The following is an 18,795-nucleotide window of genomic DNA, read 5'->3' as shown; positions in this document are numbered from 1 at the left end:
AATATCTCACATTAAGGAGGTATCCCATTTGAGAGATAGAGTTGTACAAGGTTTTATCGGAGGAGTATTTGGTGCAATTGTGATGAATATTATTGATTGGCTTATATATTTTAGTGGCTTCCATAACGAAAGATTATTTGATTGGGCTTCTATTGTTTTACTTGGTAAATTAGCGTCAGGGACTGGTGAAGGTATTTTTGCTCAATTAGCGCAAATCTTCTTTTCCGGATTTATTGGCATTCTCTTTTATTTTCTAATACGAGACAATAATCATCTCATATTTAAAGGGTGGATTTTCAGCATATTTATATGGTTTTTCTTATATGGAGCAGCGATTGGATTTAAGTTACCCCATTTAGAAAACCGTGCTTTATTTGCTGGCATATCTCATTTTATCTCTGCTTCTTCCTTCGGACTTGTACTTGCATATTATCGAAATAGAAATATGACGTTGACAAGCTAATACATTCAAGGGAATATCGCGCCTCTCAGGCATTGTAATACGCTCCCCTTGAAGTATTTATTAGGAGCTTCGAATGAGTCCTTTTCTCCACTGCTGTAAACTTTCGTAAAGGGCAATCAGCTTTTCTCCCTTTGTCCGAAGAAACTATGTAAGATCATGCCCAGAACGATAAGAAGCATTCCTGCCATCGACCACATTGTCGGAAACGGCCCCTGAAGAATTACCAATTCACCTAAAAGGGCAAAGATTACTTCCCCAGACTGTGTCGCTTCCACTGCAGCAAGCTTGTGGACATCACCCTTGGTCATATCAGTTGCTGAAAAGAAAAGAATCGTTGCGATAACACCGGATGAAAGTGCGACAATAACCGATTGCATCGTTTGATTGCCGCTCGGAAGTCCGACCTTCACTACCCCTATTATCGATAATATAAGCCAAAAAGGCAGACTCGCAAGCGTCATTCCAAGGACTCTTTGATAGGTGTCAAATCGTCCTGCACACTCCTCCATCATCTTACGATTACCTAAAGGATAAGCAAATGCCGCAACCAAAACGGGTAAAATTCCAAATATTATCTCTTTAGCCGTAAGAACCTGAGCCTGTTGCAGTTGCATCAGACCAATGCCCAATAGAATGATTAATGAAATGGCAAGGCCTTTCACAGGTATAGAAGAGCGGACTTTCTTTAACCCCGTTTCTGTTTGAATTGCAGTATGAAAAAACGGAACAAGTAAAGAACCAGCTACGATGGTAATCTGCCACATGCTTGCCACTAACCAGGCTGGTCCATAATCAGCTGCCAAGCAAAGAGGTGCATAAAAAATCCCGAAGCCAATCGTGCTCCATAAAAGCCAAATCATAGGTCTCTGGCCCATATCTAATAAGAGCGGTTTTAGATTTCTCCTTGCCAAAACAAGGACAAGAAGGGGCGGTAGCATAAATGCATATCTTAGAACTGCGCTCCAAATCCAACTTCCACCTGACAAATCCATAGCACGGTTAAAGACAAATGTCACTGCAAAAAAAAACGATGCCAAAATACCAAGCATAATTGCCATCAAACTCATCTACCTCATCAATCTATTGTCATTTTTATATGTTATAAAGATAACACAAGTTAATTACATTAAGTAGTGTAAGTCAAAGGATTTGTCCCTCAATCCAGCCGAAATCATGACCATAAAATATCCAATTTTTGAGGCTTAGAGCTTATATGTAATTAACTTATAAAATTATAGTCTTTGAGTGCTTAAATGACTAACAAAAAGTCCGCACTAGGCGGACTTTTAAAATTATTGGAAGCTTTGACCTTGTTGATTTTGACTTTGTTGAAATGCTTGTTGTTTCTGATTCATCTCTTCTTGAGTCATATTTCGATTTTTCTGTTGTGCAGACTGTAATTGTTGTGATTGACTCTGTTGCATATTTTGGAATTGCTGCGATTGACCTTGCTGTGTACTTTGATCAGAATTTAAGGAATTAAAGTTTTCAGCTTTTTGTTCACCTTGTTGTGCCTGCTGAGCTTGTTGTTCGAACTGTTGTGCACTTTGTTGAGCTTGTTGTCCCTCAGTGTTGTTGATCATTAGAAACCTCCTCAAGTTTATTTTCAAAGTTTAGTATTATCCTAATTTGTTAGTTTTATGTTTTTGATTTTGATTTTGATTTTAAATATACAAGAAACCAAATAGAAAAGGGGCAGGTAGGCTGTTTCAATTTATCTAAAACAGCCTACCTGTCCCTCGTTCCCTTCCCTTATACTTTAGGCTTGTATATCTAAATTAGCTCCTAGGAAAGGCTGGACAGACGTTTCCATGGCCTTAGCATTCACACCTTCGAGAGACATCAGTAAATCACTTTGATTTACGGCAACATCCATTGCCATTTTCATAACGGCTAGACTCGCCTGTTCATGAACTTTGTTTTGATTAAGCACTGTTGACATGGCTGCAATGTCCAACATTGATCCCTCCTCGGCAGTGCGTCATTCAGACGACGCTCCTTTTTAATTATATCCAATATTAATCAACTTTCAAGAGCCCCCTTCTCTTGTGATAGAAAAAGGTGCCACTACATGATTTTGTATGATCAAGGCTTTTTTCAAGACCAACGTTTTTTACCTAACTTTTTCTTTCCGCCTGTGACGAGTTCAACCCGAAAACCTTTCCTGCTCTGGCGAACTGTAGCCGCCATGAATCCAAAAAACATCAAGGCCCATACTCCACCCGTTACGATAATTCCCAGCAAAATCCTCAAAGTTGTCGACCACAGTAACGGCCGGCTCAAGAGATATAACGCATAAATTATTCCTGACAAAAAACCGCCTTCAAAGGTTACGGGCGGCAGATCCCGAAGAATTGCGACTAACTCATCAGGCAGAAAAATATACGTTAACCCTAATGCCAATAAGAGTGTAAAGAATAAGTTAATCAGATACATAAACAAAGTCGCCCCAGGGGAAATACGCTGTTGCGGAGAGTCTGGATTATAGCGGCAGTTATTAATGGAATAAAAGAGCCCGATGGCACTTGACCCCAAGGAAAGGAACACAGCTCCAAATGCCAGTGCCAAGGTTAATGTTGTGGAGACACCTATTGCTAAAGCAGTGCCGACTAACAAGGCTTCCATCAACAACAAGGTTGGTAGAATAGCAGCCACTAATTTCCCCCATACCACCGGCCATCCTGCAAGTGGAACACTATTCAGAAGCCAGTCGGATTCGCCCTCCCTGCCAAAAGATTGTAAAGCCAAATTACCGCTGAACATAATAGTGTACATAATTAAAACTAATATTAAGGAGGCTCTGCTGGATTCTGCTTTGAAAAATAGAAATTGAGCGACAAAGAAAAGCATGATGATCAAGGGAACCAAATAACCGAACCATTCCCGAGTGTCACGTTTCATGGAAAGCAAATCTTTCTTGGCTACCGCCCACATTCCTAACCAGGGAGAGGCAGTACCGCTAACTTCTTCTTTAAACGCTAAATAGGAAGTCAGCTCCTGTTGATGATGCTCTTCCCCACTCGCTGGGACAATTCGTTTTTTACGACGCCTGCCGCCTTCTCCTTGGCTAAGCGAAATGAATCCTCTGCGAAATCCCCGCTCAACAAGATTGAATGCCATCATAAAAAGAAATGCACCCGCTAAGAGTATCAACAAGCTCCATCCCAGTCCGACAAGGAAGCTTCCCGAAATTCCTGCAACTAAAGCAAGCGAACCCCAGCCCCAAGGGAAAAAGTCCATTGCGCTAAGCATTTGCTCCTGCCCGGCTATCCAAGAACCTATGTTGATCTCACTCTGGTTGTTTAACAACAGATTAGGAATTTGAAATACAAGGGCAATTAAAATCCCTGCCAAAGCTCCAATAAAGCCTACGGCCTCTTTACTTCGATGCGGGGGTACAATGCGCATGATTATCAGATTGATTAGTTCAGCTATTGCTGTACCCATTGCCCACAACCCAATACCCACCAAGAAAACCAGGATGTAAAAGGAGGCCCCGGCTTGAAAGAGTAAGCCATAAAAAACTCCCGGTAAGAAAGCAAACAATATTGCTGTCAATAAGTTACTTCCGATAACTGCCAGGGACTTTACAGCGAAAACTACCTTGATGGGGATTGGTGCCATGAATAGGAGTTCTAAATCATCGGACATGTAAAGGGCAGCAAATGCGGCTGTAATTCCAAAGAAAATTTGGCTGACTAATCCAACCATAAATAACAACGAGAGAAACCCTTTGGCTGTTTGAGGGGGCATTGTCTTTAAGGCTCCATAGGCAAAATAACCCAAAGAACCTAGGATGGCGAGCAATCCAAGCAAAAGGACAGCCATCCCAATCAGTGTGCCCACTGGCCTATGACGCATCTTATTCCAGCTCACGCGCATTTGGTTTTTAAGCAGCAACATAAAGTCTTGTACAAAAGAATGACTTTGTGGCGGATCACTTAAGGGAGGAGGCAATAATATTTTCATGATTTTATCCCTCCTCCAGACTCTTAATTAAATCAGCATTTTCATTCCCTCCAGTTAGCTCCAGGAAGATATCTTCCAAGCTTTCCCCACCATGCCCAACCTTCTGGCGAAGTTCCTCGGGACTCCCCTGAGCAATCAGCTGACCGTCCTTAAGAATTGCCACACGATGGCACATTCTCTCAGCAATTTCAAGAATATGAGTAGAAACAAAAACTGCTGCCCCCTGCCGCGCCAGCTCCTGTAAGACATCCTTCAACAAGCGGGCACTTGCAGGGTCTAGTCCGACAGTCGGCTCATCCAGAAGGATTACTTTGGGCTGATGGATGAGTGCTGATGCTAACACTACCTTTTGACGCATACCGTGGGAATATCCTTCTAATAATTCATCAGCTCGATCTCTAAGTCCAAACATGCCCAGAAGTTGTTCCGCCCTTTCCTTCATGACATCTTTAGGAACCCGATATAGAGCAGAAATAAGATATAAAAATTCCCGTGCTGACAGCTTACCGTATAATTTAGGCTGATCAGGCACATAGGCCATCAGCGCCTTAGCTTTAGTAGGCTGTTTGCTAATATCATAGTCACAAATAAAAGCCTCTCCTTCACTGGGATCGAGCAGGCCGGTTAACATTTTAATGGTGGTAGTTTTACCCGCACCGTTCGGTCCCAGGAACCCGAATATTTCTCCGCCCTTAACCTCTAGGTTAAGACCTTTGACTACCGAAACGGGACCATACCGTTTAGTCAATTGATGGGTCTTGATTAAGATACGTTCCAAGAATAGCGCCCCTTTAAAGTTTATTTAATTGTTAATAACTTGATGCAAATGTTTACTGAAGTTTTAATTGCCCTTAGCCTTATCTTCCAAAGAAACTTGCACCAACTTCCTAGGTTTTAGTATCCTACATCTTTGCGAGGAATAATCATAAGAGCCGGAATTTATGGCGAATAATTCTAATTTCGCGTTTGTTGTTTAAAATCCCTTTATAAAGGTTCCCATAGATCAAAAACCATTTCTGTATACAGTTAATCCCCAGCAATGACTTTTACCGTTTAACTATTAACGATGCCACAAATCAAATATGGAGGAATAAATAGTGTTTGACCGTAGAATATATAGAGTATAACGACTAAATTAACACAAAGGAGTTAAACGTGCAAGAACAGTTGGATCATCTCAATACTATGCATTTGGGGAAACTCGTAGCTTGGGCGAAAGACAAAACCTTTCATGAGAAAAGTCTCTTTTTAGTCGAGAGCCTTGCATCTCTGGTCTTAGGCATAAAACCATCTGTGCTCCTAAACGTGTCAGTAGAGAATGAAGCAGAATGGATTGAATTTGTAGCGTTATTTACTCAACAAAAAGGTCTGCAGATCAAGGAAATTCGAGAACTAAACGGGCGGCTGCAAGTGATTTTTTATCAAAGAGAGAAGTTAGACTTCGTATTGCGACAAAAACCTGTTCAAGAATTTTTAAGGACTTTAAACTATCCCAAGCAATACTCGCTGGAGGCCTATCTGAGTCTTCTCAAACACAGGATAATATCGCTTAAATTCCCTCATGAGGTCGGAGTTTTTTTAGGATATCCCTTGAAGGATGTCTTGGGTTTCATGGGACTTCTGCCCCTTCCCTATAAAAGAACACAAGGTTGGCGGATTTATGGAGATGAACTGCCTTCAAATAAAGTTTACGAGAAGTACCGACAAGCTCGCAGTATAATGAGAAAGCTGGCCGTAAATATTGATCAAGAGACGACTTAGAATAGGATTGAATGTAAGAAAGTGAGTGTTAGCCATGAATTATAAATGTCCCTACTGTAATACTGTCCATAGTGGGATTGAGTGGGACTCGGTAACGCTAAAGGAATTGGCTATAGACAAGATTAATGACTTTAGCGACAATGATATCGAGTCGATCGAAATGAGTATCCCTGGCTATCATTACCTTTGCCCATGCTGTGGAGCGGATATAAATACTAGCGAGATTAAGAAAGTGTAATAGGTCAGGTCGTTTTTTAGGGGACTTCTGGGCACTTGGTGCGAAGGAGCTAGACTCCATCCTACGGCGCGAATGTATTCGTCTGTGGATATGCCCCTTCGGCATAAGTCTAACCTCAGCACAATTGTATTCGTTACGGGCCGTGCGCTTTCGGCGATACTCTCCACCGGAGACTATCGTACTGGAGTCTTACGTCACCGAAGTCTCGATGTTCAGCTTTAACTGAACGAGTTCCTTGTTAAACCTTTGTTTGAATTGTAAAGTTCAAGTAAAGGTTTTTTATATGAACGGAATAAAAACTTTATGTAATCACTTGACTTTTATAATAATTATAATATAATAAGAAATGTAAAAAGCGTACAGCTAACGACGCATAAAATAATAATATTTAAAGAGGAGAGGATTTTAATGAAAAAATTTGTTTGCGCTATCTGTGGTTACATTCATGAAGGAAATGAGGCTCCCGATATTTGCCCTCAATGTAAGGCCCCGAAGGGTAAGTTTTCAGAGAAAGTTGAAGGGGTTTTGGAGTGGGCTGATGAGCATAAAGTAGGAATTGCTCAAGGGGTTGACCCAGAAGTCATCGAAGGATTAAGAGCTAATTTTACCGGTGAATGTACAGAAGTTGGTATGTACCTAGCGATGAGCCGTCAAGCGGATCGGGAGGGTTATCCTGAAGTCGCCGAAGCTTACAAACGGTTTGCTTGGGAAGAAGCAGAACATGCAGCGAAGTTTGCCGAACTTTTAGGAGAAGTCGTTGATGCAGACACCAAGAAGAACCTGCAACTAAGGGTGGAAGCTGAATGTGGTGCAACTCAAGGGAAAAAGGACCTGGCTACTTTAGCGAAGAAACTCAATTTAGATGCAATTCATGATACAGTTCATGAAATGTGTAAGGATGAAGCTCGTCACGGTAGAGCCTTCAAGGGATTACTTGACCGTTATTTCAAATAAGCAAAATTAGTCATACAATAAGCACGCCGAAGAATGTCGGCGTGCTTTGCTTATTTTATATACTCCTAATCAATCTCACTATTTCCAGTATTTTACCCCTATCCTTAAATCCATCGGTTTCGACTCCACTGCTTATGTCTACGCCAAACGGCTTGACCGCACTCATCGCTTGCAATACATTTTCGCTGTTTAGTCCGCCTGCCAAGAAAAAGGGTTTCTGAACTGCATCAACAACCTTCCAATCGAAGGTTTCCCCTGTTCCGCCTGCACTCTTGTCAGAAAAGGCATCTAGTAAGAGATAGTTGCAATTCAACCTCTCGGCTGCTTTGATATCTTCCCTTGAACGCACTCTGACCGCCTTGATGACGGGCTTTCCGCTTTCCTTCCGGAGCCTTTCGATATAAGTCGCCTTTTCCTGTCCGTGGAGTTGAATAAAATCTATAATACCAATAGAACAAATATCCAAGATTTGTTCTATTGTCTCATCCACAAAAACCCCGACAGTCTGGATTTTATCATCCAGCAGTTCTTTCAAGCCGAAGGCATCCCTTGGCGTAATTCGGCGTTTACTATTGGCAAAGACAAAGCCCACATAGTCTGGATGGGCTTCATTAACCGCCTCAATATCACACACTCTGGTCAGGCCGCACAGCTTTATTTTGGTCATGGGCCTTCCCCTCGTTTGCCTCGCAGGTTTTTCATGACAGCAGCCTTATCTTCATTTCTCATAAAGGCCTCTCCGATCAGCACCGCATCAACATCGCTTTTACGTAGCCTCATAATATCCTCAGGTTTCTGGATGCCGCTTTCAGAGACAAGCAGAACCTCCTTTGGCACCAGATGTCTCAAAGAGGCCGTCATATTCAAGTCAACTTCAAAGGTTTTCAAGTTCCGATTATTGATACCAATAAGCCTCGCACCTGCCTTCAGGGCAGAGTTAATTTCCTCTTCAGTATGGGTCTCCACAAGTGCTGACAGTCCCAGACTGTCGGCTATCTGGATATATTCACTTAGTCTGTTTGTGTCCAACAAACCGCAGATATACAGTACAGCATCCGCGCCAATAATTTTAGACTCGTAAATCTGATAGCTATCAATGATGAAATCCTTACGCAGAACAGGGATGTTCACTTGAGCCTTTATTTCGCTCAAGTAGCTGTCACTGCCCAGGAAGAATTTCGGTTCCGTCAGTACGGAGATTGCATTCGCACCAGCGCTTTCATATTCCTGAGCGATTTTTAGGTATGGAAAAGATTCACTGATTATCCCCTTAGAAGGAGAGGCCTTCTTTACCTCACAGATAAAAGCCATCTCATTATTTGATAAGGCCTTTTCGAAAGCAAAAGGTTTTTTATTTTCGATAGCCAGCGCTTCTTTTTCTATCTTATCGAATGATTTTCCCTTTTTTAATGCATCTACTCTTCCGGTTGTATAAAGGGCTATCTGATCCAATATCATAATTCTACCTCATTCGATAGGGCAATAAATTTTTCCAGTTGGGCTTTGGCCGTCCCACTGTCAATGATTTCTGCCGCTAATCTTACGCAATCCCGAAGTGTTGTATGGCTATGGAACATATATAGACAGACCGCAGTGTTTAGCAAGACGATATCACGCTTAGGTCCCTTCTCTCCATTCAGTATATCTAAAGCAATCCTGGCATTTTCATCAGGATTCCCACCTACCAGTTCTTCCGGTGTACATTTTTTAAAACCTAACTGTTCAGGATCAAGAAAGAAACTATTTAACTTGCCTTCAAAGACCTCGCAAACAGTCGTCGTGCTGCATAACGTAACCTCGTCTAAGCCATCATGTCCATGTACCACCATGGCACGCTTTACTCCCAGATTCGATAGTACCCTAGCCAGAGGCTCTACTAAATTTTCATCGTAAACCCCCAAAAGTTGGGTGTTTGCTCCGGCTGGATTCGCCAGTGGACCTAAAATATTGAAGATCGTACGGACAGCCAGTTCTCTTCGGACCGGCGCGGCATATTTCATTGAGGCATGGTAGGTTGGCGCAAACATGAAGCACAAACCGATCTTACGCAGAATTTGTTCGCTTTTTTCCGCGTTAACATCAATTTTCACTCCCAAAGCTTCAAGCAGATCAGCGCTTCCGCATTTGCTCGATACAGATCTGTTCCCATGCTTGGCTACGGCTACACCTGCTGCAGACACGACTAGAGCACTTATTGTGGAAATGTTAAAGGTATTCGCTTCATCTCCGCCTGTCCCAACAATATCCAGAACATCCATTCCCGTTTTTAGTTTCGTACACTTTTCGCGCATGACCATAGCGCAAGCCGTTATTTCCTCGATGCTTTCTCCTTTCATTCTCATGGCCGTCAGAAATGATGCAATTTGGGCATTGGTAGCCTCTCCATTCATGATTTGCTCCATAACGGCCTTCGTTGTATTGAGATCAAGATCTTGTCCATTGACTATTTTATAAATCGCATTCATGATCATTTACTTGCACCTCCTAACCCCAGAAAGTTTGCAATGATCATTTTTCCTTTCGGTGTCAGTATAGATTCCGGATGAAACTGAACTCCATACACCTCATAATCTCGATGTTTCACACCCATAATTTCCCCGCTTTGATCCTCGGCAATTACCAACAGTTCATCGGGGATGCCTTGTTTTTCAGCAATCAATGAGTGATATCTGGCTGCTTCGATGATCGGTGGCAGCCCTTTAAAAATCTCATTGCCGTTAGCAATATGGATACTGCTCTTTTTACCATGCATCATTTTCTTAGCATGAACTATTTTTGCGCCGTAAGCCTCACAGATCGCTTGATGTCCGAGACAGACCCCCAAGATTGGGGTTGATTCTTTGAGCTTTAAAATAGTCTGCTCACAAACTCCAGCATCGACGGGAAAACCCGGTCCCGGAGAAATAACTATATGAGTCGGTTGCAGAGCTTCAATTTCTGAAACACTCAACTCGTCATTGCGCACCACTTTAATATCATCGTTTATTTCCCCAATGAGTTGATACAGGTTATAAGAGAAGCTGTCATAGTTGTCGATCAGTAAAATCATTAGTCCATCACCTCCTGAGAAAGCATCAAGGCACGTATGACTGCCATCGCCTTATTTTCACACTCCAGGTACTCACTTTCAGGAACACTATCAGCAACGATACCCGCCCCTGCCTGAACATATACGTTATTATCCTTTTTGACGGCCATTCTAATGGCGATACAAGTGTCCATATTCCCAGAGAAATCGATATACCCAACTGCACCGCCATAGATTCCTCTGCGAGCATTCTCCAAATCATCGATTATTTCGCAGGCACGGATCTTAGGTGCTCCTGAAAGAGTCCCCGCCGGCAATACTGACATAATCGCGTCCAAGGCATCCTTATCCTCTCTTATCTCACTGTTCACCTCTGAAGCAATGTGCATCACATGGGAAAAACGTAAAACTTTAAGGTGATCTTTTACTTTCACACTGCCAAATTTACTGATCCTGCCCAGGTCATTTCTTCCCAGGTCCACCAGCATGTTGTGTTCGCTCAGCTCTTTTTCATCCTGCATTAATTCCTCCTCGATCTGCTTATCCTCTGCCTCCGTAGCTCCTCTCGGCCTGGTCCCGGCAAGCGGGAAGGTTGCTAATCGGCCATTTTGCAACTTTACCAGAGTTTCAGGTGATGTCCCTGCGATCTCAACATCTTTGGTCTTTATAAAGAACATATACGGCGAAGGATTTGTCGTCCTTAAAACCCGGTAAGTGTCCATCAAACTGCCTTCCATTTTAGCTGTAAAACGCCTCGATAGTACTACTTGAAAAATATCCCCATTGAAGATATGTTCCTTTGCCTTTCGGACCATTGCTTCATAGTTGCTTTTTGAAATATCCGACTGAATCTCAGACTTTAAGACGGGCTTGCTAACTGCCTCCGAAATGTTTTGCTTTATTAACTTGATGATATTATCGATTTCGAAGCTGGCTTTCCGATAGCCTTCTTCTAATGCTTCAGTTTTTACATTGATAATGATAATGATCTTTTGTTTTAAGTGATCATAAGCAATCACCTTGTCGAAAAGCATTAATTCCATATCATTAAAGTTATCGATGTCTATGCTTTTTGGTTGAAGTGTCTTTTCGAAATATTTGATGAAATCGTAAGCAAAATAACCAACAAATCCTCCTGTGAAGGGAGGGAGAAAATCAAAATGGGGGGTTTTATACTGAGACAAGATTTCTCTGACCACTGCTGTTGGATTTTGCCCCTCAAGCTTAAAAATCGTGCCATTATTGATCTCAATTTTATTATCCTTACAAGTCACTTGCGTGACGGGATCAAACCCTAAAAACGAGTATCTGCCCCAAGCCTCACCGCCCTCCACACTTTCCAGAAGATAATATCGGTGGCTGATGGAATCAATGGCTTTCAGTAAGGCTATAGGAGTTCTAATATCTGCGTAAATCTCTCTGCTAACAGGTAGTATCGTATACCCTTGGGCAATCTTTTTAGCATCATCTAAGCTTGGTCTTAACATATAATTTGCTCCTTTCTTTTAGTGGCAGGCGATGGTCGCCATTGTTGCACTTATGCTTCCAGACGAAGACACTGTCTTCGCACGTATTAGCCCTTCTTGCAGTACACAACGAAAAGTTATACTTTCTGAGTAGTAAAAAAACACTCGCCCGTTGACATTCTTGTCAAGGACGAGTGCTTAATTCACTCGCGGTACCACCTTGCTTTGCAGAATTTTTATTCCTGCACTCTCATAAGAATACCAACATATTCCCCACAATAACGTAAGTGTTACGTCGCAGGATACTCCGGGAAAACCCGTTTCATTGCGCCCTCAACGGTCCATTTGCTATACTGCGTTCTGCAGGGTTTCCAGCTCCCCCCGCTCTCTGTAAGTGCACGTTATAACGTTATCTCCGCTTCAACGGTTTATTCTCTATATGCATTTTTAGAACGGTTTAGTTATTAATCTTGCCCTCAAAAGATACTCTCCGCTTTAAATCATTCATAAGAGCTGAGAACTGTGGCAGATCCAGTGATTGAGCACCATCACTCAAAGCCTCTGCAGGGTTATTATGGGCCTCAATCATCAGACCATCTGCTCCAACCGCAATGGCAGCCTTGGATAAAGGAGCCACTAAACTGCGGATTCCGGCTGCATGGCTTGGATCTACAATCACTGGCAGATGTGATTTTTGTTTTAATAATGGAACAGCCGAAAGATCCAACGTATTTCTTGTCATAGTTTCGAAAGTACGAATTCCTCTTTCACATAATATGATCTGCGTGTTTCCTTCAGACATAATATATTCTGCACTCATTAAAAACTCTTCAATGGTATTACATAACCCTCTTTTCAGAAGTATCGGTTTATTGCATCGTCCAACTTCCCTGAGCAGATCAAAATTTTGCATGTTGCGTGCACCGATCTGAATTACATCAACTTTCTCAAAGAGGGGCAATTGGGTTTGATTCATAATCTCAGTAACAATTGGCAACCCAGTTTCTTGCTTAGCGGAAAGAAGAAACTTTATACCCATGTCCTGAAGTCCTTGGAATGCGTAAGGTGAGGTACGCGGCTTAAATGCACCTCCTCGCAATAATGTTGCCCCACTGGCCTTGACAGATCTGGCGATTTGAACAACTTGCTCCTCACTCTCTACTGAGCAGGGACCAGAAATCACTTGAAAAAAGCCTTCTCCTATGGTTATATCTCCTACTTTAACGAGAGTATCATCCGGATGGACTGTTCGATTAACAGCTTTATAAGGCTCAGTTACACGTTTACCGTATTCTACAATTTCGTTGGTTTGAACGATAAAGTCAACATCGATTTTTGCCGTGTTTCCAATCAGGCAGACTACAGTATGCTCAGTTCCCGTGCTTAAAAAGGTGGAATATCCTTCAGTTTCAATCCTCTGAACAAACTGGCTGATTTTTTCCTGCGAAACATTCTCCTTTAGTACAAAGACCATCTGATATCACCTCTTAATACCATGATGAGAACTCCTTTCTTAACTCATTGAGTTTTAGGGTAAAATAAAAAAGCTTCTGCCCCTTAAAGGGACAAAAGCTTTTAAACTTCTGCGATACCACCCTGATTGACGATTCATAGAATCGCCCACTCATTTTGCATACTATCATATGCACCCCACTGATAACGGACGGGGTTCCCGTCAGCGTCTACTCCTGCACCGCAGTTTCAAGCTGCCCTCACAAGCCCATTCAGAAAAATCTATGCTGTTGCAATCCCACCGCCTGCAACTCTCTGGATACACCCAACTTTTCGTACTTCTCTTGTTCAAAGGTTTTGTGTTTAGGAAATTGTATCTTGTTAGATCAAATCTGTCAATAGCGATTGATACTTTATTCTAATCACTAAATGATTCCTCGATTCTTAATGATCACTATCAATTGTTATTGACGCTCGTAAATCCACTTTATTTTTACACAATGGTCAGAATATACCTATAACGGTACATAAAGTATATTATCCAGAAAACATGTACACAGTATACATGGTCAATAGTCGAACATTTTTTATCTTTAGTATTGAACAACTGTCTTACAAGGATTATGATTTATAAGATACCTAAAAGAGTTTTGGAGGCAATTGTTATGACGGATATTATCGTAAATACAGTAGACAAACCGGGAGTATTACCCACCGATGAGAAGCTAGGTTTTGGGAAGATTTTCACAGACCATATGTTTGTCATGGATTATGAGACCGGCAAAGGATGGCATTCTCCAAGGATCATTCCCTATGGTGAGTTTGCCTTCGTTCCTGCAACCATTGTTTTTCATTATGGGCAAGCGATTTTTGAAGGGATGAAAGCCTTTAGGGCCGCAAACAATCAGATCGCAGTATTTAGAACAAAGCAATATCTAAATCGCTTCAATCGATCAGCTGGTCATCTTTGCATACCCCCGATTGACGTTGAGGAAGTTCAAGCGGGCTTATTTAAACTATTGGAATTAGAAAAAGACTGGATCCCCGGCACACTGGGCACCTCGCTCTATATAAGACCATTCATCATTTCTACCGATAGCTACATTGGGGTAAAGGTAGCTAGTACTTATAAACTGTTTATTATTCTCTCTCCTGTTGGAGCCTATTATGATACTGGTTTTAATCCGGTAAGCATTAAAGTAGAAGATAAGTATGTTCGCGCTACAAAAGGCGGACTCGGACAAGCCAAAACTCCGGCCAATTATGCCTTGAGTCTATCCGCTCAAGCCGAAGCCCATAACGAAGGTTTTGACCAAGTCTTATGGCTGGATGCAGTCCACCGCAAATATGTTGAAGAAGTTGGAACGATGAATATCTTCTTTAAGATTAAGGGTGAAATCATCACCCCAGAGCTAAGCGGCAGTATATTAGGCGGAATCACTCGTCATACCGTGCTGGAATTAGCCCAAAATTGGGGCGTGAAAGCAACTGAACGGCAGATTTCTATTGAAGAAGTGTATGATGCCCATGCCAAAGGAGAGCTTGAAGAGGTATTCGGCACCGGTACAGCTGCCGTCATATCTCCTGTCGGTGAGCTTTCTTGGAAAGGGCAAAAAATTAAGATAAACAATAATCAAACCGGTGAATTCGCAAAAAAACTATTTGACTTTGTCACAGGAGTTCAGTATGGCAGCGTCCCTGATGAATTCAATTGGATGGACAAGGTTAAAGGCTAGGACGATCTTTGTAGCATATCATCTATACACCAAAAGGCTTAGGAATAAACATTCTCCAAATAAAGATAGGCTGTTTGCATCTAATATGCAAACAGCCTATCTGAACTACTAATCAAATACTTCACTTAAACTCAATTACAATCTGCCCCGGCTCTACAATCCAATATTGTCTAACTCCGGCATTTTCATAGCTATTGAACTTTTCTAACCTTGTCATGTATCTAACTTTTATTTAACACTGCCCTAATCTAATCTATTCAATAGATAATCTATACCATAATAGCATTTGCTAATTCGTCATCTATACTGTACCTTGCATCTTTGATGTTAATTATATAGTTGGATGCCAATTTCGAAATAATAGTTACTTTTTCACCAGGGTAACAACCAAGCGTAAATAAAAACTCACGAATATCATTGTGATCAGTATTGACAGAACTCACTGTATAAGGTGTATTTAACTTTCCTCTCGATAAAGACATCATGCTCATCTCCTTTGATAAGTAGTTTAGACTAATTACCTAACTTGCTTATCTTCATTACTAGAATCGTTTCAATGCCGAATTGTTATATTATAATTTTAACCTTATTGATAATGAAAGTCAATATAGTCTTGCCACTCCGCAACTCTTTTGTGTGCCAGATTCAGCACTTTTCCCCTGCCTGATAATCCCAACCCGAAGCTGTTCTGATGATTTACTGAAAAGCCGCTTCCTCCCATACTCATGAAAAACTCTCCTCAAAGCAATTACTATTGGGATGATCTCACTCCCAAAAGACTTTTAAATTCATAGGTTATATTATTACCCATTACCGTCACCTCAAGAAATTTTGTAGCAGTCGGCTTTTCTGGAGAAAAGTCAGGAATACTAAAACCAGCACAGGAAATATATCGAACTCCCCTATCCAGTTCACTTTGATTTACATTTCCCTGAAACAAGACCCAAACATTTTTTCCGGTTTTCTCCCGATATTCAGCCAAGGTATCCTTGAGCAAATCACCTTCTTTGGCATTTATAAAAGTAGCCGGAGCGCCTGACATGACGATGAAAGCATTGCTGCCACTCAGGGTGTCTAATTCCTTGAACAACCATAGCCATTGTTCAGGGTCACTTCTCCGAAGTCCACCTTTGCTGATATCCAACTGAATGAAGCTACTGTTCTTATAATTATGGGTTCTATATTCAGAATCAGTAATTAGAGCAGGTTTTTCTATATTTCTGACAGCGGATGGAGCTTGGCTTCCGGTATAAACCGCCATGTCCAAATTTTTATTAATATACTTTGTCATTTTGTCTAACAGTTGCTCTTCCATAGTACTATAGCTTTCCTGCCTACTGCCAAAAACTGAAAACTTAAAACTTTCAGGACCCGAACTAAAATTCGTTGTTCTGTTGGCCTCATCTTGGGGGATTGTATCCTGAGGGGTTTGGCTTTGGTCTATTACCGGATGGTTGAGCACCTTTGCCGTAAGGTCGTCAAAATAAATCTTCCCCCTGCCCTCAGCAGGGTCAATATTTTGCACATAGAGTCTCACAAAATTGGTTGGCGTCTGAATTTTCTCCAGTGAAACCTCCATTCTCTTCCAACCTGTCCAATCTAGTTTGTCAGCAATTACAAGCTGATATTTCCTCCCTGTGTCATCCAGGACTTCACCGAGGACCCGGTTTAAACTTTCATGTGTATTGTATACCCAGACGGCTAAGTGGGAAGTGTCAGAATCAAGCGCAATCCCTGCTCCCGTGAAAACTAAGGAAGCTTCACTTGAGCTTTGCTTCTCTAAAAAGTCATAGACTAATTCTCCGGAAGTATTTCCTCCATAAATCTGATCTGTAGAAAGCTGAAAAGTACCTCGGGCTATCTGCGGGTCGGCGTGGAAGAAAGCCTGGTCGTCTTCGAAGGAATAGATTGTATTAGTAGAATCTGCATAGATCGATACAGCAATATAGGCATGAACATCCTCGACACTTGCTTCGATATATCCTGCACCCACTGCAGTGGCTTTAAGAATTCCCTCTTTGAAATCTTCAATTTCTCCGCTTACTGCCCACTGAACATCTTCCGGCTGAATTGTCGCTTTAAAGCCCTGTTGGTCGTAGCCTGTTACCTGAAGGGTTTGGCTCTGTCCAAGAGGTATGTCCAACTTATCTGGACTAGTTCTAAGCTTGACGGGAGCACTTAAGGAAAGGATATCCAATTCCGCTGTTAATTCTCCTACTTTGGCAATTATTTTACCCCTGCCTGCAGAAGTGGGCTGAAATTGATTATTTATAAATCTCCCTTCAATTCCGCTCACACTCCATTCTATCTGTTGAGGATCAACCTCTGCCGGATTAGCAAAACTGTCCACTCCCCTAAGTGTAAATTTTCTCGAACTATGAACAAAAATATTAGAGTCCTCAGTTTCCAAAATCAGCTCCGTTAACGGACCGGAGGGGGCCTGAGAAAAAACTCCGATACCGTTCGCAACAGAACGCAAAGAACCCTCAGAAGGTATATTGACAATATCTAAGGTGGAAGTTCCCGACTTTCTAGCTGCCATGGTAGTAGATCCACCGCCATCAAAAATCAGAGCGTTGTAGGCACCCAATTCCAGCATGAGTTGCGCGGACTCGGTCTGGGTGAGACCGACACTGTTATCCTGTCTGCCATCCACCGTGACCAATATTAGTTGTTTTCCATCCTCTGAGCTTCCGGCCAAGGTTCGAGGGTTCTTATTATTGAAACTCTCAGTGCTAAAAGAAAAGCTCTCGGGAATCTGACCGTCCTTGACCAGTATGGAGGACCCAGTTGCAGACATTTGCAGATCAGACCAGTCTGGGTTGGAGGTAACAGTGAATTGTGCCGGATTTCCAGGTTTGAAGGTTTCCAGAAGTTTGACAGCTTGTTCTCCCCGGGAAATCACAACATAACCTTTGTCAGGCATGGTTGCGGCAGGCAAAGCTTGTCGAATTTCTATCACCTGTCCTTGGGATACCAGGATTTCCACTAAATCAGGATACTTTTCAGAGGCACCAAGGGTAGCAGGTCCCCATTTATTATCCAACACGGTAATATCACTATATTGCTGACGGCTAGGCTGGTTGTACTGAGACACAGCAAATGAAGCATTGTTGTGTCCGGTTAAGGTAAGTGTGTTTTTCCAGTAGTTAAAGAGTATCTGACCTGCATTATCGAGAGAGAGGGAAGCCATTTCATCATTGTTTTGATTGTACCATCCAGATGTGGCTAAGAGGTCTCCTGCTCGTACAATGGGTCCGTCAGGATATCCGGTGCCTCCATCCATTGGATTGAAGAAACTGGCATTCACGGCGGCAACCGCACCCTTTTCCTCCGCTAAAGCAAGTATTGTAGAAAGTTGATCCGTGGTCTGGTTACTAGCCAAGGTATCTATTTTGATATTAGGATTTGTGGTATCAATACGTAAAACTTTGATATTTAACCAACCATCTGCTGTAAACCGTGAAATATGTTCTAAAGTTGCTCCCTCTGTGATGGTATGTTGGGAACTAGTCTGATAGAGGGTCTTCGCTTGGGCTGCCGCTGTACTGGAGATGGTTGTGACAGCGCAGAATGTTGACAGTAAGATTACAAGTAGTTTTTTTAAATAAGTCATTACTTTCCTCCTTGTTTGCTTTTTCACAATAGGATCCGGCTTCTGATCAAATAATTAATCAAAGCCCAGCTTTAACCTACAAACTCTATTGCATTATCTGTCTTATTTTAGA

19 protein-coding genes and 1 other annotated feature are annotated in these 18,795 nt (G+C 42.0%); of the genes, 5 read left to right on the top strand and 14 right to left on the bottom strand.

Translation table 11 applies throughout. The features are described from left to right. The first annotated feature begins 28 nt into the window (after positions 1-28). On the top strand, positions 29-463 hold the full coding sequence (locus LJE72_RS05680) for a hypothetical protein (RefSeq protein WP_229246654.1): 435 nt from the start codon (positions 29-31) through the stop codon (positions 461-463). A 116-nt stretch (positions 464-579) separates the two neighbouring features. On the opposite strand, the gene LJE72_RS05675 is transcribed toward LJE72_RS05680, so the two are convergent. The 5 genes from LJE72_RS05675 to LJE72_RS05655 form a co-directional block, all read right to left on the bottom strand. After that, positions 580-1,521, bottom strand: a complete 942-nt coding sequence (locus LJE72_RS05675; RefSeq protein WP_229246704.1) for a DMT family transporter — start codon at positions 1,519-1,521, stop codon at positions 580-582. Between the two features lie 234 nt (positions 1,522-1,755). After that, on the bottom strand, positions 1,756-2,046 hold the full coding sequence (locus LJE72_RS05670; RefSeq protein ID WP_229246653.1) for a hypothetical protein: 291 nt from the start codon (positions 2,044-2,046) through the stop codon (positions 1,756-1,758). 176 nt (positions 2,047-2,222) lie between these two features. After that, positions 2,223-2,423, bottom strand: a complete 201-nt coding sequence (locus tag LJE72_RS05665; RefSeq protein WP_282437839.1) for a YjfB family protein — start codon at positions 2,421-2,423, stop codon at positions 2,223-2,225. 137 nt (positions 2,424-2,560) lie between these two features. Then, complete coding sequence (locus tag LJE72_RS05660; protein WP_229246652.1) at positions 2,561-4,432, bottom strand: putative ABC transporter permease subunit; 1,872 nt, start codon at positions 4,430-4,432, stop codon at positions 2,561-2,563. 4 nt (positions 4,433-4,436) lie between these two features. After that, positions 4,437-5,210 carry an ABC transporter ATP-binding protein gene (locus LJE72_RS05655; RefSeq protein WP_229246651.1) on the bottom strand — a complete coding sequence of 258 codons (774 nt, stop codon included), beginning with the start codon at positions 5,208-5,210 and terminating at the stop codon, positions 4,437-4,439. A gap of 377 nt (positions 5,211-5,587) precedes the next feature. Here LJE72_RS05655 and LJE72_RS05650 point away from each other — a divergent pair, with 377 nt between their 5' ends. From LJE72_RS05650 to LJE72_RS05640, 3 genes are all read left to right on the top strand, one after another. Beyond that, positions 5,588-6,193: a DUF3793 family protein gene (locus LJE72_RS05650; protein ID WP_229246650.1), complete on the top strand. Its 606-nt coding sequence runs from the start codon at positions 5,588-5,590 to the stop codon at positions 6,191-6,193. Between the two features lie 34 nt (positions 6,194-6,227). After that, on the top strand, positions 6,228-6,431 hold the full coding sequence (locus LJE72_RS05645) for a hypothetical protein (RefSeq protein ID WP_229246649.1): 204 nt from the start codon (positions 6,228-6,230) through the stop codon (positions 6,429-6,431). 408 nt (positions 6,432-6,839) lie between these two features. Continuing rightward, entirely contained in the window at positions 6,840-7,385 is a 546-nt protein-coding gene (locus tag LJE72_RS05640; RefSeq protein WP_229246648.1) for an NADH peroxidase, read from the top strand. 55 nt (positions 7,386-7,440) lie between these two features. Here LJE72_RS05640 and LJE72_RS05635 read toward each other — a convergent pair whose 3' ends face one another. From LJE72_RS05635 to aroF, 6 genes are all read right to left on the bottom strand, one after another. Then, positions 7,441-8,052: a phosphoribosylanthranilate isomerase gene (locus LJE72_RS05635; protein WP_229246647.1), complete on the bottom strand. Its 612-nt coding sequence runs from the start codon at positions 8,050-8,052 to the stop codon at positions 7,441-7,443. Further along, positions 8,049-8,843 (bottom strand): indole-3-glycerol phosphate synthase TrpC, encoded by a 795-nt coding sequence (gene trpC, locus LJE72_RS05630; RefSeq protein ID WP_229246646.1) that lies wholly within the window; start codon positions 8,841-8,843, stop codon positions 8,049-8,051. Before trpC ends, LJE72_RS05635 begins: the two co-directional genes overlap by 4 nt. Further along, on the bottom strand, positions 8,840-9,856 hold the full coding sequence (gene trpD, locus LJE72_RS05625; RefSeq protein WP_229246645.1) for an anthranilate phosphoribosyltransferase: 1,017 nt from the start codon (positions 9,854-9,856) through the stop codon (positions 8,840-8,842). The genes trpC and trpD overlap by 4 nt, the downstream gene beginning before the upstream one ends. Then, positions 9,853-10,434, bottom strand: coding sequence for an anthranilate synthase component II (locus tag LJE72_RS05620; RefSeq protein WP_229246644.1), 582 nt, complete (start codon positions 10,432-10,434; stop codon positions 9,853-9,855). Before LJE72_RS05620 ends, trpD begins: the two co-directional genes overlap by 4 nt. Beyond that, complete coding sequence (gene trpE / locus LJE72_RS05615) at positions 10,434-11,900, bottom strand: anthranilate synthase component I (protein WP_229246643.1); 1,467 nt, start codon at positions 11,898-11,900, stop codon at positions 10,434-10,436. Before trpE ends, LJE72_RS05620 begins: the two co-directional genes overlap by 1 nt. 436 nt (positions 11,901-12,336) lie before the next feature. After that, on the bottom strand, positions 12,337-13,353 hold the full coding sequence (gene aroF / locus LJE72_RS05610; RefSeq protein ID WP_229246642.1) for a 3-deoxy-7-phosphoheptulonate synthase: 1,017 nt from the start codon (positions 13,351-13,353) through the stop codon (positions 12,337-12,339). An 84-nt stretch (positions 13,354-13,437) separates the two neighbouring features. After that, positions 13,438-13,692, bottom strand: a binding site (T-box leader). Between the two features lie 304 nt (positions 13,693-13,996). On the opposite strand from aroF, the gene LJE72_RS05605 reads away from it, so the two are divergent. Beyond that, positions 13,997-15,067, top strand: a complete 1,071-nt coding sequence (locus tag LJE72_RS05605) for a branched-chain amino acid aminotransferase (RefSeq protein WP_229246641.1) — start codon at positions 13,997-13,999, stop codon at positions 15,065-15,067. Positions 15,068-15,336: 269 nt separating this feature from the next. On the opposite strand, the gene LJE72_RS05600 is transcribed toward LJE72_RS05605, so the two are convergent. The 3 genes from LJE72_RS05600 to LJE72_RS05590 all read right to left on the bottom strand — a co-directional run bounded on the left by LJE72_RS05600 (position 15,337) and on the right by LJE72_RS05590 (position 18,683). Continuing rightward, on the bottom strand, positions 15,337-15,552 hold the full coding sequence (locus LJE72_RS05600; protein ID WP_229246640.1) for a FeoA family protein: 216 nt from the start codon (positions 15,550-15,552) through the stop codon (positions 15,337-15,339). 101 nt (positions 15,553-15,653) lie between these two features. After that, positions 15,654-15,794 carry a hypothetical protein gene (locus tag LJE72_RS05595; protein ID WP_229246639.1) on the bottom strand — a complete coding sequence of 47 codons (141 nt, stop codon included), beginning with the start codon at positions 15,792-15,794 and terminating at the stop codon, positions 15,654-15,656. Positions 15,795-15,818: 24 nt separating this feature from the next. After that, the gene (locus LJE72_RS05590; RefSeq protein ID WP_229246638.1) at positions 15,819-18,683 is read right to left on the bottom strand and encodes a phosphodiester glycosidase family protein; all 2,865 of its coding nucleotides are present in this window, start codon (positions 18,681-18,683) and stop codon (positions 15,819-15,821) included. Positions 18,684-18,795 lie beyond the last annotated feature (112 nt).

The organism is Desulfosporosinus shakirovi (genome assembly GCF_020595055.1).
In the GTDB taxonomy this organism is placed as follows: domain Bacteria; phylum Bacillota; class Desulfitobacteriia; order Desulfitobacteriales; family Desulfitobacteriaceae; genus Desulfosporosinus; species Desulfosporosinus shakirovi.
The sequence above is the reverse complement of the archived record's forward strand: the minus strand, read 5'-3'. Positions and strand labels throughout refer to the sequence as shown.